This is a genomic window from Pseudomonas sp. RIT-To-2 (genome assembly GCF_029623465.1).
Classification (GTDB): domain Bacteria; phylum Pseudomonadota; class Gammaproteobacteria; order Pseudomonadales; family Pseudomonadaceae; genus Aquipseudomonas; species Aquipseudomonas silvicola.
On the sequence record NZ_JAPYKM010000041.1, the window covers coordinates 26662 to 51302 of the forward strand.

20 protein-coding genes and 4 pseudogenes are annotated in these 24641 nt (G+C 51.1%); 19 read left to right on the forward strand and 5 right to left on the reverse strand.

What is annotated here, in order from left to right; translation table 11 throughout:
- Positions 1–75: 75 nt before the first annotated feature.
- Positions 76–1404 (reverse strand): aminotransferase-like domain-containing protein, encoded by a 1329-nt coding sequence (locus tag QBK88_RS26385; RefSeq protein ID WP_277964351.1) that lies wholly within the window; start codon positions 1402–1404, stop codon positions 76–78.
- A gap of 93 nt (positions 1405–1497) precedes the next feature.
- Here QBK88_RS26385 and QBK88_RS26390 point away from each other — a divergent pair, with 93 nt between their 5' ends.
- A complete protein-coding gene (locus QBK88_RS26390) occupies positions 1498–2394 on the forward strand; it encodes a DMT family transporter (protein WP_277964352.1) in 897 nt (298 codons plus the stop codon).
- A gap of 30 nt (positions 2395–2424) precedes the next feature.
- On the opposite strand, the gene QBK88_RS26395 is transcribed toward QBK88_RS26390, so the two are convergent.
- Positions 2425–3240: a methyltransferase domain-containing protein gene (locus QBK88_RS26395; RefSeq protein WP_277964353.1), complete on the reverse strand. Its 816-nt coding sequence runs from the start codon at positions 3238–3240 to the stop codon at positions 2425–2427.
- Between the two features lie 168 nt (positions 3241–3408).
- On the reverse strand, positions 3409–3972 hold the full coding sequence (gene mntP, locus QBK88_RS26400; protein WP_277964354.1) for a manganese efflux pump MntP: 564 nt from the start codon (positions 3970–3972) through the stop codon (positions 3409–3411).
- Between the two features lie 558 nt (positions 3973–4530).
- Here mntP and QBK88_RS26405 point away from each other — a divergent pair.
- The 4 genes and pseudogenes from QBK88_RS26405 to QBK88_RS26420 form a co-directional block, all read left to right on the forward strand.
- Positions 4531–4941 (forward strand): hypothetical protein, encoded by a 411-nt coding sequence (locus tag QBK88_RS26405; RefSeq protein ID WP_277964355.1) that lies wholly within the window; start codon positions 4531–4533, stop codon positions 4939–4941.
- Positions 4941–5747 (forward strand): class D beta-lactamase, encoded by an 807-nt coding sequence (blaOXA, locus tag QBK88_RS26410; protein ID WP_277964356.1) that lies wholly within the window; start codon positions 4941–4943, stop codon positions 5745–5747. Before QBK88_RS26405 ends, blaOXA begins: the two co-directional genes overlap by 1 nt.
- A gap of 46 nt (positions 5748–5793) precedes the next feature.
- Positions 5794–6441 (forward strand): glutathione S-transferase, encoded by a 648-nt coding sequence (locus QBK88_RS26415; RefSeq protein ID WP_277964357.1) that lies wholly within the window; start codon positions 5794–5796, stop codon positions 6439–6441.
- Positions 6442–6462: 21 nt separating this feature from the next.
- A pseudogene (locus tag QBK88_RS26420) lies at positions 6463–6999 on the forward strand (IS5 family transposase); the annotation flags it as partial.
- Positions 7000–7349: 350 nt separating this feature from the next.
- On the opposite strand, the gene QBK88_RS26425 reads toward QBK88_RS26420, so the two are convergent.
- Positions 7350–8957: a GH39 family glycosyl hydrolase gene (locus QBK88_RS26425; protein ID WP_277964358.1), complete on the reverse strand. Its 1608-nt coding sequence runs from the start codon at positions 8955–8957 to the stop codon at positions 7350–7352.
- A 74-nt stretch (positions 8958–9031) separates the two neighbouring features.
- Entirely contained in the window at positions 9032–10042 is a 1011-nt protein-coding gene (locus QBK88_RS26430) for an AraC family transcriptional regulator (RefSeq protein WP_277964359.1), read from the reverse strand.
- Positions 10043–10910: 868 nt separating this feature from the next.
- Between QBK88_RS26430 and QBK88_RS26435 the strand changes: the two genes are divergently transcribed.
- The 14 genes and pseudogenes from QBK88_RS26435 (at position 10911) to QBK88_RS26500 (ending at position 24133) form a co-directional block, all read left to right on the forward strand.
- Complete coding sequence (locus QBK88_RS26435) at positions 10911–12536, forward strand: methyl-accepting chemotaxis protein (protein ID WP_277964360.1); 1626 nt, start codon at positions 10911–10913, stop codon at positions 12534–12536.
- Between the two features lie 91 nt (positions 12537–12627).
- A complete protein-coding gene (locus QBK88_RS26440) occupies positions 12628–12942 on the forward strand; it encodes a DUF7673 family protein (RefSeq protein WP_277964361.1) in 315 nt (104 codons plus the stop codon).
- Between the two features lie 3 nt (positions 12943–12945).
- Positions 12946–13467: a hypothetical protein gene (locus QBK88_RS26445; protein WP_277964362.1), complete on the forward strand. Its 522-nt coding sequence runs from the start codon at positions 12946–12948 to the stop codon at positions 13465–13467.
- 345 nt (positions 13468–13812) lie between these two features.
- Positions 13813–13962 (forward strand): annotated as a pseudogene (locus QBK88_RS26450) (IS630 family transposase); the annotation flags it as partial.
- A gap of 125 nt (positions 13963–14087) precedes the next feature.
- A pseudogene (locus QBK88_RS26455) lies at positions 14088–15161 on the forward strand (IS630 family transposase).
- A gap of 29 nt (positions 15162–15190) precedes the next feature.
- Positions 15191–15670: pseudogene (locus tag QBK88_RS26460) on the forward strand (IS5 family transposase); the annotation flags it as partial.
- Positions 15671–15955: 285 nt separating this feature from the next.
- Positions 15956–16126, forward strand: a complete 171-nt coding sequence (locus tag QBK88_RS26465) for a hypothetical protein (RefSeq protein ID WP_277964363.1) — start codon at positions 15956–15958, stop codon at positions 16124–16126.
- 84 nt (positions 16127–16210) lie between these two features.
- Positions 16211–17431, forward strand: coding sequence for a YcaO-like family protein (locus QBK88_RS26470; protein ID WP_277964364.1), 1221 nt, complete (start codon positions 16211–16213; stop codon positions 17429–17431).
- Complete coding sequence (locus QBK88_RS26475; RefSeq protein ID WP_277964365.1) at positions 17409–18110, forward strand: TfuA-like protein; 702 nt, start codon at positions 17409–17411, stop codon at positions 18108–18110. The genes QBK88_RS26470 and QBK88_RS26475 overlap by 23 nt, the downstream gene beginning before the upstream one ends.
- Positions 18085–18861 carry a hypothetical protein gene (locus QBK88_RS26480; RefSeq protein WP_277964366.1) on the forward strand — a complete coding sequence of 259 codons (777 nt, stop codon included), beginning with the start codon at positions 18085–18087 and terminating at the stop codon, positions 18859–18861. The genes QBK88_RS26475 and QBK88_RS26480 overlap by 26 nt, the downstream gene beginning before the upstream one ends.
- A gap of 261 nt (positions 18862–19122) precedes the next feature.
- Entirely contained in the window at positions 19123–20307 is a 1185-nt protein-coding gene (locus tag QBK88_RS26485; protein ID WP_277964367.1) for a HesA/MoeB/ThiF family protein, read from the forward strand.
- Complete coding sequence (locus tag QBK88_RS26490) at positions 20304–21608, forward strand: MFS transporter (RefSeq protein WP_277964368.1); 1305 nt, start codon at positions 20304–20306, stop codon at positions 21606–21608. Before QBK88_RS26485 ends, QBK88_RS26490 begins: the two co-directional genes overlap by 4 nt.
- Before the next feature lie 41 nt (positions 21609–21649).
- Positions 21650–22792, forward strand: coding sequence for a spermine/spermidine synthase domain-containing protein (locus QBK88_RS26495; protein WP_277964369.1), 1143 nt, complete (start codon positions 21650–21652; stop codon positions 22790–22792).
- A gap of 117 nt (positions 22793–22909) precedes the next feature.
- A complete protein-coding gene (locus QBK88_RS26500) occupies positions 22910–24133 on the forward strand; it encodes an acyl-CoA dehydrogenase family protein (RefSeq protein WP_277964370.1) in 1224 nt (407 codons plus the stop codon).
- Positions 24134–24641 lie beyond the last annotated feature (508 nt).

A 24641-nucleotide genomic window follows, 5' to 3' on the forward strand; every position in this document is an offset into this window, starting at 1 on the left:
AAGAAGCGGGACCGTTCCCAAGGGTTGGAGTGAAATTTCCTAAAGCATTCAGGCGGCTATCGCACAGCCCTACCGTCAATAGTCGCCCACCGCCCGCCTGACCCGCTCCAGCGCCCCGCGCAATGCCTCGATGGGCGCCGAGCCCAGCGCCAGCCGAATCGCGTGGGGCACATGGGCAGCCACCGCGAACGGCTCCGCGGTGGAGACCGACACCTGCTCGCGCATCAGTGCCATGGCCACCTGGTCGGCGCGTACCTCCTCGGGCAACGGCAGCCACAGGAAATAGGAACTGGGGTGGCCCACCGTCGGCATGCCCGCCAGTACCTGCGCCGCCAGCGCCTGTCGCGCCTGGGCGTCCAGGCGTTTCTGCGCTTCGCAGCGGGCTACCGTTCCGTCCTTCAGCCATTGGCAGGCGATGGCCGTCATGACCCCCGGGGTGTTCCAGTTGGTGGCGCGAATCACCCGTTCCAGCGTGGTGACCCAGGGCAGCGGCGCCGCCACGAAGCCGACACGCAGGCCCGCGGCGACACTTTTCGAATAGCCGGACACATAGACCGTGCGCTCGGGGGCGAACGTTGCCAGCGGTGGTGGCGCATCGGCGATCAGAAACGCGTAGGCGGCATCCTCGATCAGCATCAGATCGTGCTGACGGGCAATGTCGGCCAGGCGCTGGCGCTGCTGATTGTCCAGCACCCAGCCCAACGGGTTTTGCAGGGTCGGCATGCAATATACCGCTCGCACCCGGCGCTGACGGCACAGGGCATCCAGCGCGTCCAGGTCGGGGCCTTGCCCGCGGGCGGGTAGGGGCGCCAGCTCCACGCGGTGTGTCTCGGCGACTATCTTGAAACCGGGGTACGTCAACGCATCCACCGCCACCACATCCCCCGGCTGCAACAGGCCTAGCACCGTCACCGCCAGGCCATGCTGGGCGCCGGTGACCACCAGCACCTGCTCGGCGCTCACCTGCAAGCCCGACAGCGCCACATGCTCGGCCACCGCCGCGCGCTCCACGGGCCGCCCGGCGTGGGGCTGGTAACGCAACAACGCCTCCAGGTCGCCCGCCGCCGCCAGGTTGCGCAATGCTGTGCGCAGCAGTTCTGCCTGGCCGGGCACCGAGGGGTAATTGAAGTTGAGGTCCAGCATGCCGCTGGCAACGCTCGCCTGGTCGATACCATGCCCGGGCGGCAACTGCATCTCGCGCACGAAAGTGCCGCGGCCGGTTTCGCCACTCACCAGGCCCAGGCCCGCCAGCTCCGCGTACACCCGCGACGCCGTGACCAGCGCCACGCCTTCGCGCCGGGCCAGCTCCCGGTGGGTGGGCAAACGCGTGCCGGCCTGCAACCGGCCGGCGCGGATGTCAGCGGCGAAGCGGTCGACCAGCAACTTGTAGCGCGAGGTGGGCATAGCGGATGTATCCATGACAATTATTTGATTGTACTGCTGGTCGATTCTAGCATCCACGACACGTCACCCCGCGCTCGCCCACAGAGACTTACCATGGAACAGACAGGCACCCTCCCCACCGCTCCCGTCACCAGAAGCAGCAGCGGCTGGCTCAACGGTTTCATCGGCGTGCTGATCTTCAGCGGCTCACTGCCGGCCACGCGCCTGGCGGTGCTCGACTTCAGCCCACTGTGGCTCACCGTCACCCGGGCCACCCTGGCCGGGCTGCTGGCGCTGTGCGTGTTGCTGATGTTCAGGCAGCGCCGCCCAGCCCGCGCGCACCTGATGCCCTTGGTAGTGGTCGCCCTGGGCGTGGTCATCGGCTTTCCGTTGCTGACTGCTTTGGCGCTGCAGCATGTCACCTCCGCCCACTCCATCGTCTTTCTCGGCTTGCTGCCCATGGCCACGGCCGTGTTCGGCGTGCTGCGCGGCGGCGAGCGACCACGCCCGGCCTTCTGGCTGTTTTCCACCCTGGGCAGCCTGCTGGTGGTCGGCTTCGCGCTGACCCAAGGCGTGGCCGCCGCGCCACTGGGGGACGTGCTGATGCTATGCGCCGTCATCGTCTGCGGCCTGGGCTATGCCGAAGGTGCGCGGCTGTCACGCACACTGGGCGGCTGGCAAGTGATCTCCTGGGCTCTGGTGCTGTCGCTGCCCTTGATGGGCATCGCCACCTGGCTGCTGATGCCCCAAAGCTTCGCCCACGTGCATGTAGCCGGCTGGTGGAGCCTGGGCTACGTGTCCGTGTTCAGCATGTTTGTCGGCTTTGTGTTCTGGTACCGCGGCCTGGCCCAGGGTGGTATCGCGGCGGTCGGGCAATTGCAGTTGCTGCAGCCGTTCTTTGGCCTGGCGTTGGCCGCCACGTTGCTGGGTGAGCAGGTCAGCCCGGGGATGGTGGCGGTCACGGTGGGGGTCATCGGGTGCGTGGTGGGGGTGCGGCGGTTTGCGCGGTGAGGCGGGCCGCTACCCGCTTGGTGGCAGCGTTCAAAAACCTTTCCAGTAATCCATGAACCCTTCCTTGCCCACCAGCCAGGTGCTTTGCAGCTCCCGGTTCACCGCCTCGACCTTGTCCTGCACCTCGCGCCAGGGCTGGCGCAGCAGTACCCAGCACTTGCTCGGAGGGCAGTAGATGGAGGACTGGTAGCCCCACTGCTCCATCAGGATATTCATGCTTTTGTTGGTATGGAACGCCACATGCACCGGGGGCCGCAGGTAGAACCAGTCGCTGTTGCGAGGCACGTTTTCACACACCACGGTGTGCAGGATGAGGCAGCCATCGGGCGCGACCAATTCGTGCACGCTATCCAGATCCTGCCGGGTGAGCACATGCTCGAACATCGCCGAATTGATCACGGTCTTGTAGCTGCCCGGCACCGGTTCGCGGATGTAGCAGTCCAGGTCCGAGGCCTGAACGTAGGGGTCGTAAATGGGCAAGCGCACGTTGAAGTAGCGCGCCAGCAGGCGGCTCAGGCTGCCGTAGCCAGCGGCATAATCGAGCATGCCATCGGCAGCGATGAGGCCGTGCGCTCGCAACAGCGCCAGCATCATCGCCTGCTCTGCGTAGGGCGGCTGGTTGATGGGGCTGTCAGGGTTTTCGTTGTAATGGTGGAATTGGTCGTTCAGTTCAGCCCATTGTGCATGGGGCAACTGGGCATGTGTCTGCGAAAACACAAACCCACAGGCCTCGCAGCGGCGGTAATCCACCGTGCCAATGTCACGCATGAAGTCGGCAAACGGCGCCTCGGTGTAGGTCTTGCTGAAGTAATAGGCAGCAGGACGACGGCAGATCATGCAATCCATTGGAATAGGGTTCCCGAGGCCGAGTGGCCGAATGCAACAGAATGTATCACCACCATTACATAACAGCGATAGCTGGCTTCTGCCCACTTCATTGATCGACACACTCGCGCCCCGGACTCGCTCACCCGGTGGTGGTCGGCACCGTTACCACCCGTGAACCTGTAGCGGTCATGCGCTCAGGTGTTCGTAAAGAATGGTGGCGCCCACCAGCATCAGCACCACACCCCCGACGATTTCCGCCCGCTTGCCGACGATGTGCCCCAGCACACGGCCCAGCATCACGCCAAGGGTCACCATGGTCATGGTCGCCAGGCCGATAGCGGCAGCCGCCACCAGGATATTCACATTCACAAACGCCAGGCCAACCCCCACCGCCAGCGCATCGATGCTGGTGGCCACGGCGGTCACCGCCAAAATCATGAATGAATGCTGCTGAGGTTTTTCTTCCTCCTCGGCCTCGTGCTTCACCCCATTCCAGATCATGTGCAGGCCCAGGGCAACCAGCAGGGTGAAAGCAATCCAGTGGTCCCAGTTCTCCACCCAGCGGGTGGCGGCATGGCCGATGGCCCAACCGATCATGGGCGTGATGGCTTCGATGACACCAAAGATAAGGCCGGTGCGCAGGGCCTCGATAAAGCGGGGTTTATGCAGGCTGGAGCCTTTGCCGATCGCCGCCGCGAAGGCGTCGGTGGACATGGCGAGGGCAAGAAAAACGAGGGCAACGGGATTCACGGTTCACTTCCAGTCGGGCTATGAGTCAACGACACAGCCACACGCCCGACTATCGGCATGGCAGTGTCGCTGGTCTCTCCAACCCAAATGGGTGTTCACACCACGGCAGGTGGCCGAGAATGTTGATGCGAACGCTTCAGGCACCGGGCCCGAAACAGGTTACTCCCCAACGAAGGGCTGCATCATAGCCCGAAACATATGAAAAAAATGTTAAGGATATGAACACGTTGCCCGTAATGAATAAGCAAGAGCGGCCAAAAACAGCCCACCGAGGGCGTGATGCGCACTCCAGCCCAGCCACCTGAAGTGCCCCACCTTCCAGAAAAGGCCAGGCAGCGGTAATGTGGGGGATGATCCGCCATCCAGGCGCCGCACCATCGAGAAGAAAACACACTGAGCCCGCCCCCACGCCTGTAGGACCGGGCGAAGCTCGGGAAACCAGCACCGCGGTAAAACTGGGTATACGCGGCATGATTTTCCCAAGCTTCGCCCGGCCGTACAGGGAGGAGGCGAACATCGCGTTCAACAGCCCTACACAAAAAAGAACAAGGAACCCCCATGCAAGCCGTAATGGATTACGCCACCCTCCTCGCCCTGGCCACTCAAACCTCCGCTATCACCGAGCCGTGCGAGTGCTCCCTCAAATCCCTGACCGGCTGGGAAGGCTGGCCCGTGACGCTGCGCGAAGCGCAATTGCAGCAGATCGGCACCCTGGCCCAATTCGAGGAAGAAGAAGCCACCCTGGACGAATACCACCCCCAGGGCACCAGCTACTGGTCCGCCGAAGCGCCCATCGCCCCGCTCTACCACCCCTATAACCAGTGTGGCGTATGGCGATGCAACGCCTGCAACCGCAGCTACCTGCGCTATAACGACGACGGCGCCTACCACTCGGAAAGCCGGATTCGCGCGTTGAGCGTGCACCTGCTGGTGGACGCGGAACATCCTACTCAAGGGCGGTATAGGTGATGCGCAGACGCCGCCTGGCGGCCCTGGTCGCGCTACTCGCCCTCAACGCCCAAGCCGCAAACGCCGCCCTGGACTGCACCCTGGTCACCGACGCCAGCACCGGCCGCGTCGTCCATCAATCAGGCGACTGCACCACCCGGGTCACCCCCGCATCCACCTACAAACTGGCCCTAAGCCTGATGGGTTTCGATACGGGCTACCTGCACGATGCCCACACACCCACCCTCGACTACCGCCCCGGCGACCCCGACTGGGGCGGTGACGCATGGCGCCAGCCTACTGATCCGGCGCGGTGGATCAAGCTGTCGGTGGTGTGGTACTCCCAGCGCATCACCCATGCCCTGGGTGCCGAAAGGATCGCGCAGTACACCCGCGCGTTCGGCTATGGCAATGCCGACCTGGCAGGCGACCCAGGCAAAGGCAACGGCCTGGACCGGGCATGGATCGGTTCTTCGTTGAAGATCTCGCCGGTTGAGCAGGCGACGTTTCTGCGCAAGCTGGTGAACCGGCAATTGCCGGTGAGTGGGTATGCGCTGGACATGACGTCGCGGTTGTCGTTGCTTGAGGAAAGGCCAGCGGGGTGGGAAATGCATGGGAAGACGGGGATGGCCTACCCGCGGGATGCGGCGGGGGTCAGTGATGAGGCGCATGCGTATGGCTGGTTTGTAGGGTGGGCGCTGAAGGATGGGCGCACGTTGGTGTTTGTGCGGATGCGGCAGGATGAGGAGGTGCAGAAAGTGTCGGCGGGGGTTCGGTTGCGGGGGGAGTTGTTGGGGGATTGGAGGCGGTTGAGTAGCGAAGACTAGCCGCCGTCAGTAGCAACTTTTTTTTGCAGGTCCATGGAGGAACAGAATGCTTCAGGTATGGGGTCGACGCAGCGCGTTCAACGTTCAGAAAGTCATGTGGCTGATCGGGGAACTGAACCTGCAGCACGAACATATCCCCGCTGGGGGGAGCTTTGGGGTCCGGGACACATCGGAGTTTTTGGCGATGAACCCCCACGGTCGAATTCCCGTAGTGAAAGATGGGGACACCGTGGTGTGGGAATCCCACGCGATTTTGCGCTACCTCGCCGCCGTGTATGGCGGCCCTGCCTGGTGGAATGCCGATGCGGGCGTCAGGTCACAGGCGGACAGGTGGATGGACTGGGCTCAATGCAGCCTGCAGCCGGCTTTTGTCGATGGCGTGTTCTGGGGCGGATACCGAACGCCGCCCCACCTTCAAGACAAGGAGGTGCTGCAGGCGAAGATACAGCGGTGCGGCCAATACTTCCGGCTGCTGGATGGCGTATTGGCTGACCGGGCCTTCCTGACGGGTGACAGCCTGTCGCTGGCGGACATCGCCGTCGGCACGAGCCTTTATCGTTATTTCGAGTTGGATATAGAGCGACCGTTGGTGCCGCATGTGGAGGCTTGGTATTTACGATTGAAGGAGCGGCCTAGTTATCGGGAGCATGTGATGGTTCCGTTTTCGGAGTTGCGGGGGCGGGTTGAGTTTTGAATTTGGGTTGTGGCACCGGCAAAAAAGGGGGGGCCTGACGAGCCTGCCGATCACGCTCTAGGCCGCAGCCGCGGTGGCCTGACAACCAAAATCCACATGCTCTGCGACACCAACGGGACACCGTTGCGCTTTTTGCTCTCTGGCGGTCAAGCCAGTGACATCAGCTACGCTCAACCCCTGCTGGACGAGGTCAGCATTCCATCGCCCCAACGTGGCCGCCCGCGTAAGCGCTGTAAATGGTGCTTGCCGGCAAGGAGGACGACGCTGAAGCGCTACGCCGCTACTGCGATCAATATCGAATGTAACCCGTCATCCCGCTGCGCTCGATGAAGCGCAAACCCAAACCTGGCTTACCAACTGTTTGATCGGCCCAAATACCGACAGCGCAACATCATCGAGCGCATTTTTTGAATAGCTGTAAAGAGAACCGCCGGATCGTGACGCGCTTCGACAAGCTATGCCGCTATGGTCTCTCTGGCGTGTTCCATGCGGTGTTTACGACATCTCTTTTCGTACAGAGCCAATAGACTAACTGTCCACGCAGGATGTCGCCTGTGAAACCGAGTTATTCATCAACAGACCCGCAAAAATAATAACCCGAGACCACCTCTGCGCAATTGATCATCACCTAGCTGTTACACCGATATGTACACGCTAGGGTCAGTAGATCGTTATCGTGCGGGGTGCTCTCAGGCAACGGCGCAAACTTATTGGCGGACAAACTTAAGTCGAGGCAATACGTTGAACAGCCCTTATTACGGGCTGCTCAACTACAGCTTTTTTCACAGGCAGAAGTTAACTATGCTGCCCCTAAGCCGTTCAACGAGACTTTACAATTAGGTGCCGAAACTGCCTACCCAGGAGTTACGCGCATAGCAGATAGGCGAGTTTTCGCGATTAGATTCTCACTAAAGCTGTTTTGTGTTGAGCTGAGTAACAACTACCAGCTCGACAGCGGGCGCTGGCAGGAATTCCTTAAGGGCGACGTCGTGACCCGCAACAACTTCAGTGCTTAGCAATCGATAATCCCAATTATCACTTATTCGGTAGCGCTGGACAGAGTAAAGCTTATCTGAGACCAATCCCTTAACTTTAAGATTCACACCGCCGTTATGTTGATAACTGATTGACCGGCGCGGCAATACGTTAATATACCCAGCCAATGTATCACCACCTTTACGAGGCCCCCTCAAGCTTTGCGGAACCTCATAATTACTAATCAGCACATTGGTTACGATTTGGTCCCGAGACTGTCCGGCCAATACCGCCAGGCCCGAGGTATCCGAACCTTTCACTGAAAGACGAATAGGGGTATTTTTCATGTGCCCGAGTGCGATTAACGCCTGTCCAATTTTATTGGGCGTTTTTCCGTCCTCCCCAAATAAGTTTGGTCCCATGTAGTAGGCCTGAGCATCTAGAGGAGAATCTTGCATGTAGATCAACGCTGACGTCGTGAAAGCTGCTTTACCCGACATCGATAGTAACTCAGGATCAAAACCAAGAACATTCCACTCCCCCAATATCAATTTTGTCTTGGTGAACCCATAAGAATCGAGCAAGTGCCGCATTTGATAGGACACAAGAACAAAGTTATAGGGGTCAGCTGAATCAACGCAGTAATCATGAAAGGTCCAAAAATCCAGCGGCACCTTATTTTTCTTGAGGTACTGCAGGAAATTCTCTCGATAGTCCGGCCCGTTATTTGCGAACATCAATGCAGGCCCACCGATTAACGCATCATTATCAGCATCCTTGACCCTCCGAGCTACCTTTTCATAAAGCTTATAGTATTTCTCAGCATCGAAACGGCCGTCAGGCTCATTCAGAACCTCCCAGTACTTCACCCCGTATTGATAACCCTGATCCCAGCCTTTATTGTAGTGCCGGACGACATGCCCAGCGATATCAGCATAATGGTCGAAGTCTTTTTCTGCATCAAAACTATCGGGCACACCACTGGCTTCACCCGCACTGGCGCCGATCCTGAACAATGGTACAGCACCAATATCGTGGATTGATTTGACCAGGCGATCTGTCGGACCGAAATTATAGCTTTTCGCATCATTCGGGTCTGCTCGAAGATCAGGAAACATGACGAGCTTATTACGCTCGCTTGACGCAACATGGGTACCATCCGCCATCTCCCAGCTGCCTTTGAAGTTAGCATAGACGTCGCCAGGTCCGTAGTTGTCGTGTATTCTGACCAAGTCGATATTCGCTCTACGGTAACCAACCGAAGCATCGGCCCCTAGAGATCGAAAACCTGTTCGGTCTGAAACTTCAACGTTTCCTCCTGGCCGATCCACTGCTGGTCGGTCCGTCCAAGGCAACGGTCCCGCGTTGATGCCCCGCAGCGACTTCAACTCGCCCACACTACTCGATGCGTCCACCACTATCTCGCGCAGAGTCTCTATTGCACTCGCCGACTCTTCAGCTGAAGCGTGGGTAGAAAATAGTTGTAGAAGGCTCAAGACGCCTGCAACCCCTAGTCGGATCGAGACACTCAAATACTGCATAAATATTCCTTATATTCAAACATGCTTGACCCCGCCAATCGCGACATGTTCGGGCTACACTGCCCCTCACCAGCCTAACGGTAATTCGCACCAATAATTTGGGTTCTATAAATACCAGGCGGGCACCCAAACCAGCGATTGCAAGCTTTGTGAAAACTACTTGAATCACGAAAATTTAGCTTTTCGGCGATAGCCATCACAGTTGTATTAGGAACCTTTAGCAGTTCGCCGGCCAACTCTCTACGGCAGTCGTCATATAGAGCTTTAAAACCTGTACCTTCGTCTTCCAACCGATTCTGTAGCGTACGAGACCCTAAATTTAGATCCCGCGCAACCCTATCCAGCGCCACATCTCTACCAAGCGTAAGTCCTGCATGTATTAGATTCCGCACTGCCGGTGAGAGCTTAAGCCGCCGTTTGGCTAGTTGCTCGCTGGCGTGATCCCAATGAAAGATCTTTAAAATTGGATTGCTGGTACCCAGTGGACGAACAGAATCCGCCGCGGAGAAACAAATTTTGTTAATGTTATTTGAAAAGCTAAGCTTTTCGCCAAAAACACTTTGCAATCGTTCTGTACCACTTGGCTCTTCATAACTAAAGTATGCTGAGCTTGGAACTGGCTTTTCCCAAGGAAGCAACCAGTGCACCAACCCCATCAATGTCGACATGCAACAATCTATGTATTGACGGGATACCCCTAGTGAGTGAACCCCTGTAAAATTTATGGTTATCGCCCCATCATCTTCAGTAACGACCAGTGGCGTTCGCTCAGAGAGCAACACTGAAAAGTGGGAAGCGGTTTTTAAAGCCTCCCCTAATGTAGCGCTTGACATAATTGCATAAAATGCGGAATCCAACTGACTGGGACGAAATATGTCATATGAAAATAGCCCAACATCCGCGCTCCCCGTTTCAGCCATTACAGCTTCTGTAAACTCCGACGCATCTATGATCGGCAAAGCCGAGCCGTCTTGAATTTTCTCCAATATCTTCAGGTGAAAATCACTGAGGGACTTAGAGGGATCCGGAACGAAGTTTATCAAACGTAAAATGACCTGAGCGCAGGAGGCGGCAAGCGTAGGCATAAAGGACTCCCGTGGATCTACGACCTCATTAAGCATGCCAAATCAAAACGATGGTGCCAATACCCTGACCATGAGGAAAGCATCGGACTTAATTCCAAAATCTTATCAGCCCTCCCACGACCGTCGAAAAATTGACGAACATTGCTTTACATTTCCAAGCCTTCGCCTAGTCGCTGCGGGCCTTTTAAAGGGATACGCACTCGTGTTACATCAACGGCCACCACATTACACATGCCAAAATGAAATTTTCATTTTTGCGATGGATTTCTGACGTTATTAGCACGCTTGGTATTTGAGGACATTGTAATTTGCGTGCCAGGCAACCGCGGGCATTTGGAGGAGCAGACGCGATGATCTAAACAATAATTGAGTACCGAGATGCAACCACATCGATAGGCTGCGAAAACAGCAATAAGGCAAAGGGCGCACGTCGGAATATCGTCGCCAATAATCTTACGCGACCTATCGCATTCACTGGCAGCCAAAGCAAGTCTGTGAATTTTTTATTAAAGTTTTCATACCATTGATAGAACGACCATGCATGTTAGCTAGCTTGGAATCTGGGGACATCAACATTTGCATCTACGGCAACTTCTTACCTTCGCTAGATGTGATGAAATAAGCAGATCTTCTATGCAGAAATCTCCATGGACGAGCATATCTTCGGCCAGCTATGTCTTCTGCGTAGCCAAGATGGTCTTCGCCTTAATTTGACATACCTGTGGTAGGTCAACGGCGAACAATCCCAACCCGCAGCGAAAGCTACTACAAAGCGCCAGGATGTACCCTAGATAAAAACAATAGCAGGCCATCACATGACAGAGCTAATTGGCACAACCATACATTCCCTGCCCCCTAGGAGCGATACATGTCACTCAGGTCACTATCTATTACCGTCAGGACCATAGGCTTCTTCGCCACAATTGTACTGCTGATGGTGCTTTTCGGAGTGTTCAGCATCATGAAATTGACGACGATCCGACACGAAGGGCTCATCATTGAAAATAGTGCTTTGCCGGGAATTGCGCTTGGCGACGATATTGCTTTAGCGTTCGCGAACACACGCATCACCGCCTACAAAATATTTTCTGCTCAGCACGGGGCTGAGGACTCGCTGGCAATCGAACTCGCAAAGAAAGAGTCAATCTTTCATGACGCAGTAGCGGCCTATCGCCCCTTGGCTGACGAAGACACGGAAAAAAATACCCTCAACGAAATAGAGGCTACATTTCTGCGATATACAGACAACCTAAATGAGTACATCAAAGGTGTTCCGGCGAGCGTATCGACGCTTACCGCCAAAGAAAAAGTCGATGCCATGGCACCCATCGCGGAAAAGATGAATGAGCTTCTGAAAGTCATCGAAAAAATTAACGATGATGCAGAAGCCAATGCCAGCCGCGAAGCGTCAGCGGCCTATAGCGCAGCCCTATCGATTACTCTGTTTTCTATCACTTTGCTCATTGCTCTAACTGGGGTCTTGGCGTGGCTTTTAATCAAGAGCATCGCCCTTCCAATTTCAAACGCGTTAACCGTTTCAGAAACGATCGCAGCAGGTGACCTCAGGGCATTAGTTATCGACACACATGGTAAGGACGAGCCTGCTCGATTGTTGCAATCTATGGAGCGGATGCGGTCCAACCTGCAGTCAATACTTGGCAGTGTTCAAAACGCGTCGAATCAATTGTCAAACTCGGCCGAGACGATGAAACGGGTTGTCGATGAAAGCAATCAAGATCTTCACAATCAAAACCAAGAGATCGAAATGGCTGCCACGGCGGTCACCGAGATGAGTCAAGCCGTAGATGAAGTCGCACGTAATGCGGTGTCGACGTCAAGTGAGTCGAAGGCATCAGCAAACATCGCAAGATCAGGACAGTCTGAACTAGACAAAACGATCAGGTCAATAAACAGTCTGTCAGATGAAGTCATCCGGGCTTCCGCAGAGGCTGAGCAGCTGTCCCTCAAAAGCCAGGACATTACTCGCGTACTCGAGGTCATACGGTCAGTATCCGAGCAAACCAATCTGTTAGCGCTTAACGCGGCAATTGAGGCAGCCAGGGCCGGCGAAGCGGGTCGTGGTTTTGCCGTAGTCGCGGACGAAGTTCGCGGCCTTGCTCATCGCACAAGTGAATCTACTCGCGAGATCGAAACAATGATCTCAGAAATTCAAACGGGAACGCAGAACACAGTGGTAGCCCTCAAAGCGAGCAGTGAGCAAGCTGTCCATACCAAAAGCCAGGCTGAAAGTGCCAATAGTGCACTGCAACAGATTATCAGCGCTGTTAACGTGATTGAAGAACGAAACATCATTATTGCGAGCGCCTCAGAAGAGCAGGCCCAGGTTGCCCGAGAGGTAGACCAAAATCTTCTTAAGATACGTGAGCTCTCAAGCCAGTCAGCTTACCGTGGCCAACAAACCAACGACTCCAGTACCGAGCTCTCTACGTTATCGCGCCGCCTAAATGATTTGGCAGGGAAATTTATTCTATGAGCTCAACAGTTACTTTGAATAAATCTTCGCACCCTGAAAATGCTAATCGCATAAAGCGTTTTATAGATCTTCATATTCTGAGGGCCATTGTATGATCATCAAAGAACAGCCCTTTACCGCCAGCAAAACCATCATTTCAAATAGGGTCATAGCCGCCATTAAGCACCTAGTATTGTCGGCCACTACAGGCACTAGTGACGCGGAGGCGGTAGCTGATTTTCTGCTAGCTTGGTATGACGCTCCAACATACGGTGGTTTTAATATTACCGATCTTTGGCATATGGATAACCATACGCGTCAAGCAGCCTCGACGCTTTTTAATTGGTTAAGTGAAAATCAGGCGACTCCCGCTGACCTTGATTTAGACCTCATCTTTGAGGCCATTAGTACACGATGGGCGGTATGAAGCATGAAAAAATCTAACCTGACGTTCCTACCCAAGCGAGACGAAGTAACTACCGAAACTATCGACCGCCATCGCCTGGAGCTGGATGACCTGCTCAAAAACATGGCAAGTTGTCTCGACCGACTCACTGAAAATACAAAAGCTAATCGAATACTCAGCGAGTTCATCGTCAAGACCACAGAGCAACTGGATACACACATCCAGGACTTGCAGGTCTATCCCGAGGCGTCCATCGCGATACATGATGCTCTCAAACAGATCATGACGTTTACGGTGGACGTCACAGCGATACTCGCCAGTAGTGCAGAGCAAATTCTGACCGTAAACACCAACATCGAAAAAGCAATGATGGATGCGTCACGGCTTAGTATAAACGATAGCCCCCTCAAGCGTAGCTTCACCCGTATAAATACCATCCGCGAGGATGTTGAAAACATCAGATCATTACTAAATATTACTCACCAGCACCAACAAGTGCTGACAGCGATGTTCAGGCAACGAGACTCAACGGATAAAATTCATTAACGCAACCAACCGCGGCCGCTCATGATCGCGATTCGTTTGATTAACGTCGTCAACGGCGGTGAGACTAACGTAAGAAAATCGAGCGCCGCGTGCGGTTTTTTATATCTCTGCCGAGCGTGTAAAGTTCCACTCAGTCCAGAAGTTTCTGCAGTTGGTCCAGGAGGAAATTTTCATGACTACGCTAGAGCCCCTAAGAAACGTCGTAGTGGCCCAAACGAAGTTGCGCGAGGCGCTTGGAGCGGCTATAGAGGAGCTGGCCCCTCAGATCGAACAGATTCTCCAGATTGAGCGGAGCCAGACACCTTGAAACAACAACCTGAAAGATCAACTGGGCGTCACGTAAATAAGATAATCAAGCGACAGGCGCACGTCAGTGTCAAAGACCTTGAAGCTTCGATTGAGCACTACTTGGAGACCTACAACCAGAACCCGAAACCGTTCCGGTGGTACAAAAAAGCAGAGGACATCCTCGCCTCGGTAGCCCGTGCAGCATGAGCGTTGGGCGCGTGATTTTTCAATGGTATTTTTGAAACACCACACTAGTGTGGTGTTTCAAAAATACCATGGAAAATTTGGTCTACGCTTCATAGAAACCCACTCATCAAGAGTTGTGTCTCGACATGGGCCGACCAGCAACCGTCATTACTCTTTCTGAAACCGAAAAAGCGGAGCTTCTACGCCGGATAAAGCTCCGCAAAGGCGCCCAAGATGCATCTCTGCGCGCCCAAATAATCCTCGCTTGTGCGGCCGGCGAGTCAGGCAACGACATTGCTCTGCGACTGGGTACCAGCAAGGATGTGGTCTCACGATGGCGCCAACGTTTCTCTAAATTGGGATTGCTGGGGTTGAATGATGAACCGCGCTCCGGTCGTCCGCGCACCATTTCGGATGAGCAAGTTCAGCAAGTGGTCAATCAGGTATTGCAAGGCAAACCCGACGATTCCAGCCACTGGAGTACGCGCCGTATGAGCCGCGAGACGGGCCTTTCTCCAGCCAGCATCATGCACATTTGGCACGCGTTCGGAATCAAGCCGCATCTGGAAAAAACCTTCAAACTTTCCACAGATCCATTGTTTGTCGACAAGGTTCACGACATTGTTGGTCTGTATTTGAATCCGCCCGAAAGGGCGCTGGTGCCGTGCGTTGATGAGAAAAGCCAGATTCAGGCCTTGAACCGCACACAGCCTGGATTACCGCTTTCACCAAGTAATCCCGCCACTCGCACGCACGATTACAAACGCCATGGAACAACCTCTCTTTTCGCCGCTTTGGATGTGGCAACAGGTGAAGTCATTGGCCGGTTGAAACGCCAGCATCGCAGCACTGAGTTCCTCGCCTTTCTGAAAGAAATCGATGCATCAGTTCCTGATGACATGCCGATTCATCTGATCATGGATAACTATGCCACGCACAAGACCGACAAGGTCAGAGCGTGGCTTGCTGCCCGTCCACGCTACAACATCCACTTCACGCCGACTTCTGCCTCCTGGCTGAATTTGGTCGAGCGCTTTTTCTCAACGTTGAGCGAGAAGTGGATCAAGCGGCAGGCGCACGTCAGTGTCAAAGATCTCGAAGCTTAGATTGAGCACTACTTGGAGACCTACAACCAGAACCCGAAACCGTTCCGGTGGCACAAAAAAGCAGAGGATATCCTCGCCTCGGTAGCTCGTGCAGCACGAGCTTTGGGCGCGTGATCTTTCATTGGTATTTTTGAAACACCACACTAGGCCTCAGTCGCGGTGGCCTGACAACCAAAATCCACATGCTCTGCGACCCCAACGGGACACCGTCGCGCTTTCTCCTATCTGGCGTTCAAGCCAGTGACATCAGCTACGCTCAAACCCTGTTGGGCGAGGTCAGCATTCCATCGAGCCAACGTGGCCGCCCGCGTAAGCGCTGTAAATGGTTGCTTGCCGGCAAGGAAGACGACGCTGAAGCGCTACGTCGCTACTGCGACCAATATCGAATGCAAGCTGTCATCCCGCTGCGCTCGATGAAGCGCAAAGCCAAGCCTAGCTTACCAAGACTGTTTGATCGGCCCACGTACCGACAGCGCAACATCATCGAGCGTATGTTTGGATTGCTGAAAGAGAACCGCCGGATCGTGACGCGCCTCGACAAGCTTGCAAAAAGCTATGCCGCTACGGCCTCGCTGGCTTGTTCCATGCGGTGTTTGCGACAGCTTTTTTCGTACAGAGCTTAGGTATAGCCAACCAAGCGGTAGTGTTGAACAGCTGTTGATGAGCAGACAGTTCCAGTCGGATATGAATAGCGGAGAATCATCTCCGAAATATATAACGAGAAATTATAAGGTAATAATTGATTTGATAGCCATTTGATTTTATTAGTAAAAATTATAAAAACTGAAAATTTATAAAGGTTTTTTAATAATAAGATTGACAGCGACTTTGGATCCATCGAATCTATAACGGTTGCGCAACACCACAAATTAATCAGTCACCTGTATAGTCTGCATAGGAAGAATTGCATGGATTCCTCAGTGAACGATGAAAATTTTGAACTTGAGCTTGACGCGGAAACCGCAGAGAAGGTCTCATTTCTTTTGAATGACGAAAGCTTGATGCATGCTGGCGTCGTGGCGCATCAGTCAAATAGCGATATGCTAACTTTGATCAAAAAGGTTGACATAGCAGCATAAAAAACTGGGAGGGGCCTACCCTCCCGGTTTGATAATCAGAAATTAACTATTCCTTAATATCGTCTCATATGGAAAAGATGTGTCATGGAAAGGCTGAGTTCAAGCCTTCGGCGCCGTAGTGCCGGAGAAACACTTGATTTGATATCGACCAGCATTGCTCCGTCGCTAGGGATCACGCGTGTGACCGACACAACTTGGCTGGATCGCATCGGTATTCCAGTCTTCGCAAGTATACGTCCTAGGGCTAAGAAAGGATCACTGTGTGTAAATGCGGGTAAAGGCTTAAAGCCAGAAGAGGCCAAAATCGGCGCCTACATGGAAGCTATAGAGTTCGCTCTAGCGGAATATAACTCCGCAAATTTAAAGTTAATTGAGTCGACGCCGCGACAGATCGTACAGAGTCATGAAGGAAAATTAGTATTTAGTCAGTTCTGTTTATTACATGGCTTCAACGTTAAAGCTGATGAACTCATAATGGCAATCGAAGCGGAAGACGTTTTGCTTAACAAAACAGTGCTGGTTCCTGCTGAACTGGTGTTTATTCCGTATTCAGAGAATCCGGGGCAACGGCTTTTTGGCGCGAGTTCGAGTGGGTTGGCTTCAGGGAATGATCTGTTGGAGGCATCAGTGCACGCGGTGTGCGAACTAATGGAGCGCGACGTTCAAGCCTTTAACTTCGTAAAAAACACTTCTCGCCTTGTAAAGCTTGACAAGTGCGGAGCAGACGTATTATCCCTTGTCAATAAGATTCAAGATGCAGGTTTGATTCTTTCTGTACGCTATACTGAGAACTGTTTCGGACTTTCCTATTTCCAAGCTTTTGTTATGGAAGAGTCGAGCGAAGCCCCAATTTCCGTAGCTACTGGGTCAGGATTTCATCCAGTCAAAGAAATTGCATTAGTCCGGGCTATCTGTGAAGCGGCTCAAAGTAGGCTAAGCCACATACACGGAGGCAGAGACGACATCATCGATAGAGTGAAATACTTTGAGAAAAAAGGACGCGCGGTAGAACTGACTGCGATTTCAAAACTGCGTAGGGTGGCAACATCGTCAGAAAACGCTGTCGATTATTATTCGCTGCCTTGCCAACAATGCACGATATCAAGCATAGAATCGGCTTGGGCACTTTTGTTAACGCGACTGAAAACTAACGGCATTAGCAGCTTGCTTAGAGTTGTCCTCAGTAAACCCGAGGATGAAATTTCAGTAATCAGATTAGTCATACCAGGCTTGGAAACCTTTGATCCCAGCCTAAAACGAATTGGTCCGAGATTGCTTAAATATGTCAAAGAAAACATGGAGTGAATGTATTGTATTCGTAGGGCCAACATTGCAAGGTATAGATAAGAGATTGATAAACGACAATAACGTAATTATCAGGCCGCCCGTAAGGCGCGGAGATATTGAGCGAATGGTAAAAGAATCACATCCTGCTAATATTGCGATTGTTGATGGCACATTCCATGCCCACCCTGCAGTTGGGCACGCCGAGATTCTAGAGGCGTTACACGCAGGCTGGAAAATATGGGGATTATCTTCGATGGGGGCAATTAGGGCTTGCGAAATGGATCAGCTCGGACTCATTGGATTTGGCCAAGTCTATCAACAGTTTAGCAGCGATCCAGATATGACCGACGATGAGGTAACTCTGCTGCACCAAGCCGACGCACCATATTTACCAGTTAGTGAACCGCTTATTCATATCAGGCAACTCCTTGCAGAATTCGAAACCCAGCAAAAAATAACTACAATCCAACAGCAGCAAATTCTAAGGGATTTCAAATCTTTGTGGTTCGGTCATAGAACCTTGTATAGATTGAGCCAAAGACTCGCCGAAATTGCTGTGCCAGGCAACGAGATAGATGAAGCTCTTAAAGATTTTGGTAGATATAGAATAAAGAGTTCAGACTTGGTAGATTTTCTAAAACAGCAACCATGGAAAAGTACGGTGCGCAACAATGACACCATCCGAAATAATGCTTGAAATCAATGGACTGCCTTTTGTAGACGAAAAATTTAACTCAGCTAAACTTTTGACTATTGTAGCAATCGTTAGAAAGAACATAGCCGGAAGCGATTTGCACTTGAATAACTATGTGCAACCAGATTTTGCTACACAACTCTATAGAACCCGCGTTAAGAATTCGCCCAAGTTCCCGCCCCATCGGCAATTGAGTGACGCGGAGAATGTTATGCTGCAGAAAGCAAAGGTAGCACTTAAAATACTGCTTCCAGAATGGAAAAAACTGTTGGATATCCCTATAAAAATCCACAAATTATTAACTCAGCAAACGAGCCTTACTAACCCCATGCTTCCTCAGCAAATTTTTCTAGGCGAGGCCGCATTCAAGAGCCCCACGAATCTAGAAGAAACCTTGGTGCATGAACTATCTCACGTCTGGAGTAGTTTGATAGCAGAAATCTATGATTTCCAAATCAAAAATTGCAGTGACAATTACACACTACCATCAGGTACCCGTGGTAAAGACGCACGAGGCGTACTTCTCGCATGTTTATTTGCAGCATCGGCTCTCAACTACCATGAAAAATTGTTGGCTAGTGGCTCAGAGCGAGCTAAAACGGAGCGAATCGTATACTTACAAAGCTACTTTATAAAAAGTCTCCAAACACTAGTTCACTCTACGGAGCTAAGCGAAATGGGGCGGTTGATAACTCATCAACTCGAAATCTTTGCAAAAAAATCCAGAGCGAAATCTCTCAAGGATAACCTATGACCATTGTACATTTCCCCCGACAATTTAGATTATATACTGATCACCACAAAAAACATCTGATCGACGGCTCATGCGTCCGTGACGTGATACAAAACCTAGTGAATCAGTTCCCGGAGCTCATCGGTCCAGTTTTCTCACAAGATCTCCATCCACTTCCGTTCGTGGGATTATTCCTAGACGGACAGCCTGTCGTTAGCGAACAGGACCTTCGGTTGTCCGTAAATAGCAATGCGAATCTAATTCTAATTAATGCAGTGGCAGGTGGCTAAAGTGCAATGTAACGTCTCAGTAGAAAAATCACGTTATTCTCGTCAAATTATCCTATCTGAAATTGGAGTAAACGGGCAGGAGAAACTCAAGGACGGTAGAGTGCTTGTGGTCGGTGCGGGAGGTTTAGGTTGTCCGGTGCTTTTGTACTTAACCGGTGCGGGGATTGGCACTATCGGTATAATTGATGATGATATCGTTGAATTGAGCAATCTGCACCGCCAGATTCTATACTCAACTCTAGATATAGGTAGCTCAAAGGTGTTGGCAGCTAAACAACGAATAAACCAGCTAAATCCTGATGTCGTTGTGAATACTTTCGTTGAGTCACTTACCTCGGAAAATATAGAATTAATATTTTCAGAATATGATGTGATAGTCGACGCAACGGATAATTTTAAGGCAAAATATTTAATAAGCGACGCCTGTGTAAGGCTTGGTAAAATCGTCGTATATGCCTCGATTAATCAGTTCGAGGGACAGGTATCCGTATTCAACTACTTGGACCAGGAAACCCAACAACGCGGTCCGTGTTTCAGAGATATCTTTGAAACGCCGCCCCCACCCTATTTGACCCAAAACTGTGCAGAATCAGGTGTTATTGGGGTTGTTCCGGGATTAATTGGCTGCATCCAAGCCAATGAAGTAATAAAAATCATCCTATCCGCTGGTGAGATACTGAGCGGCGTTTTACTCTCTATCGACTGTATGGATAATAATTTTAATTTGCTGAGCATCAATAAGAAAGCCCGCAATTCAGCTTCTTGGAAGACGCTAGCCGATGTCCCCGTACTGAAAATGGATGAAAATTATAAATTAACCCCAGAGATACTGCACAATTGGATTGAAAAAAAAGAAGACTTTCGATTAGTTGATGTACGGGAGGCTGACGAGCATCAGCAGAATTCAATTGGCGGAGCGCTTATTCCTCTGCGTGAGATCATACGACGCTTGAACGAGATCGAGAGCAATCGACGTGTTGTTTTTTACTGCAAATCTGGGATTAGAAGCTTTACCGCGTTAAAAACAGTTCGTGGTCTAATCCAGGGCGTGCAACTTTATTACCTTGAAGGAGGTATTGAATTATATCAAGCCTATCACCATAGTAAAGCGCGAACATCAGTCTTGGACGGCTGCCCTGATATAGCTGGTTCGTTGGGACTAAAGGTGAATCAATGAGCGCAAATATTTTTACTCGTGGGCGCGCCCAAAATGGGAATGACCGGCGATTGTTAAAGCTGCAATTCAGCTTCCTCCTTATGGTTCTAGGCGGACGATTCAGCCAGCTCGCTGTGGCATGGTGGGCTTTACAGGAAACAGGTTCTGCAATCTTCTTCGCAAACATTATCACTTGCTCCATTACGGCGGAAGTAATAGCTAAACCGATGCTCGGGTGGTTAGGTGATAAATACAATAAGATAGTAATTATTAAGATCGCTTCATTAATTAGTTTGCTAACGACAGCGGCAATGTTTGCACTATCGGCTACAGCAAATTTTAATCCATGGACCGTCGGGTTACTCATGACGATCAATAGCGCTGTTGTCGGTCTTCGTGTGCCACTGCAGGCATCGGTTATATCTTTATTTGCAGACAATGAAAAAGTAACACTTGCATTTCAGACTAAAAACATGATGTCATCTTTGTCTACTCTGCTAGGACCAGCAATCGCTAGCGGACTAATCTACATGCTTGGTGTCACTGGCGCTTTTGCAGCCGACTTCATCGTGGTGATTATAGCTAGTCTTCTAATTTTCGGAATTCCATCTAATATAGGAGATACATGCGAAGACTCTGTCGTTACTAAAATCAGTGGATTCAACATGATATACTCTGGCTTCAAAGTCGTCTGCGGTGTGAAAGTTGAATTTTATCTAGCTCTTGTTGCAATGCTGATAAACTTTGCGCTTTTTCCTTTTTTTACTATTTTACTCCCTCTATACGTAAAAGAAGTTGTGCATGGTCCGGTTACATATATAGGTTTGTTGGACTCATCATTCGGGCTTGGCATCCTCGTCGGGAGTTACAAAGTGGTCGGATGGTTATCCACCCGTGTACCACGTGATATTTGCGTATCTGCTGGATTTTCATTACTTGGAATTAATATACTGGTAGTAGGGATCGGTATATGGCCTCTTACTTTACCTGTAGCGTTCTTTTGCGGCGGGATAGGTTTGATGCTGATAAATATACCCACTTCTGCAGTAAGATTATTAGCTACGCCCAAATCTCATCGCAATAGGATTTTCGCTATAGTAGCGTTCTTGTCCGCAGCAGCGAGTCCAATCGGTAGTTCGTTAATCAATTTCCTAGTATCAAACTTTGGGGTCGCGTCATCAGTAACAATCCTGGGCACGATGGTACTAGCCACATCCCTTCTAGTACTTTTGATTCCTGATTTTAAACTATTCATGCGAGCCAAAGACGCGAACCTAAAGGATGCCTATTTTACTAGATACCCCAGTGCGTTTCGTGACTAACGACTAGGCAAATTAAAAAACTAGACATACAGGAAATGTCAATGATTTTGAATTTAGCTTGCCAATCACATCAACCCAAACATGACAAAGTTTTCTGTGGCGACTATTACGATGATATGGGATGCATCGGTTATCTAGGTGACCAAGCTAAAGATCAGATATCGGTCCTGATGCTAGGACTTTCGGATGGACTAGCGTTGGCTCCCATCGCATCTAGTACTCGTGTTACCCGTATCGTATCTGTTGATTTAGATGAAACTGCCTCTGTCCGCAGCATGCAAAATAGAAAGCGAATTGGATCTCACATCTATTTTGAAAGTGTCGTTGCCGATGCTGAAACGTATGTAGCTATTACGACTCATAAATATGACGTGATTGTAGTTGATCTGTATACTGACACGGGTTATGCCCCCATTATGCTTGATCATAACTTCCATCTTTCGCTGAAAAGGTGCCTTAACCCATTAGGCCATCTAGTTTTCAATAGTTTCGGTGTACCAATGAATCTGGATCCATTTACTGGGCCATCTCCACAGGCATGGATGGCGCAGCGCTTGCGTGAAATATGGGGTCAGGTTTATTACCTTCCCCATAGGAGAAATGCCACTTTCATTATCGGCCTTACTTCAATCTTAGGAGCGAAAGAATGCACGTCTCATCTGTGCGATAGCGACAGGGTTTTCAAAGATCTCATGCTGCTTCGCCTGCGCCATATTTCCCTCGTCCCAGTAATTAATTTGCTGAGCAACGAAGCTGTTCTCGATTTTGAGAGCATTAACGTTGAAATGCTTAAAAGATGGCAAGACTCACTTCCTAAGTTAGCTACATTTCTAAATCCGCCGCTCACTCTAGTTACGCCTGCCGATCTGAGACTGTTGTTAAGCTGTCCGGACGAATGCCGATCTGTTCAAAATAAATTAGTGAAATTAAACACATCACTACGCACCACGCTCGCAATTCTGGTTGCGAATGAGGTTAACCTATCCGAAAAAGATATGTCTTGGCTTGTTGACTGGGTCGCTACCACATTAGAGAACAGCGATAGAGTTGACCCCAAAGGTTGGCTCGACGGATACCTTCCATGCGCTTATAGTTTAGTTATAAACGGAGCCCAAGTAGATACCCAGAGTATAGGGCGCTATGGTAGGTTACTGGACAACCTGGCTAAACTTGGACCGCCTTAGACATATCAACGCTGTTCGTTTATTGCATCATCGCATTGGCCCTATGATAACTTCATAGTCGCCCAGCCTTTAATTACTATCAATTGCCAGAATGCTTCTATATATATAGGAATGCTTATGAATACCAAGCAAGCTAGCATATCCAGCGAACCGGTAACATATGAAGAACTGCGCTCTCGATTCTCCGGGATTTTTCAGAGCATTAGCGATGGTGCTGTTCAGAGGGAACAAAATCGAGAACTGGCTTATACAGCGGTAAATTTACTTCGCGACTCAGGTTTTGGTGCATTACGGGTACCCGTTTCCTATGGAGGAGCTGGGGCAAGCCTCCCGCAGTTATTTCGTTTAGTAACTGATCTTGCGAAAGCCGATTCTAACCTTGCTCAGATTTTCCGTGCGCATTTTAGCTTTGTTGAAGGGAGACTTTCGCTAGGAGATCCAGATGACCAAGAATATTGGTTCAGCAAGGTTGTAGCCGGGGAATTGTGGGCAGCAGCTATGGCAGAGCGAACTGATACTAGCTCGTTTTCTGTTGAACTGCTACCAGCGGACCCTAGACACCCGAACGATGACTTTATTCTACATGGCACAAAATATTATTCTACTGGGTCATTGTATGCTGATTGGACTACAGTCTTTGCAATATCAGGGGAAGAATCAGCTAGTATAGTGGTTCCAATAAATTCGCCTGGGTTGACATGTGAAGATGATTGGGACGGTTTTGGTCAGCGGTTGACAGGTAGTGGTACTACACATTTCAATCGAGTCCGGATAGATAAAAAACATATTCTAAGGCGTCGGCCCGGAAGGGCAGCAGGAAACAAGTCTATAATCGCAACGTTTCATCAACTTTTTCACTTAGCTACTCTTGCCGGGATCTGTAAAGCAGTACTTTGCGATGCTACGTTATTTGTCAAATCCCGTACCAGGACATATGGCGAACCAGGCCATTCTAGCCCCAAGGACGATCCTGTAGTTCAACGCATTATTGGTCGGCTATCTAGCTTAGCTTATTCTTCTTGGTCACTAGTCATGGGAGCCGCTGAAATTTTAGAGAAAGTCCACCAAGCTGAACTTCAGAACTGTATTGATGAGTCTTATTATGTTGAAGCTGAGATCCGAACATATCAGGCACAGCAAATCGTTATAGAGCAGGTCCTAGAAGCAACCACTCTCCTATTCGAGGTTGGGGGGGCATCTGCGACCAGTAATACCAGGCTTTTCGATCGTCACTGGCGTAATGCTAGAACTATCGCATCTCACAACCCTACAATCTACCGTGAGAGAAATGTAGGCAGCTATTATTTAAATGACTGCTATGATGAGCATATCATGGTTTGAATTTTGTACCGGCTAGATATTAGCTGCCCCGTACGTTTTTTTGTAGCATGGGCGCTTTTTAATATAAATGATCGCAGATAATTGTTTTCTATTTGGCTAACGAGCCTAGCAGAATTAAACGATCCTCCCCGCCGACTGATGCGAAGTCGCCGCCTGGCGGCTTCACATACCACATTATTCAGGGCCATATTGAAGGAGCGAATAACATGGCATTGCACTAATGCGTGCCTGGCTGCACTTATGCCGAATCGGTAGGTCATGTAAAACCTTAAAATCGTGAAAGTTAATTTCTTGGAGCAGGCCTGTAGCAACTCCCGCAGCTGAAATCCAAAGGCGAGATCTGACGGCACCGCCTCCAAGTCAGTCTCGCAGCCCCGCGTAGCCTTCTGCCCAGGTCGTCAATGAGGTATCCCTGTAGATTGCGTAGTTTGTGATACGGGATCAGACGTCACACTGGTTGCCTAGCCCTAATAGGTCGGCCCAACGCATCGCTCAAGGTAATCGTGCG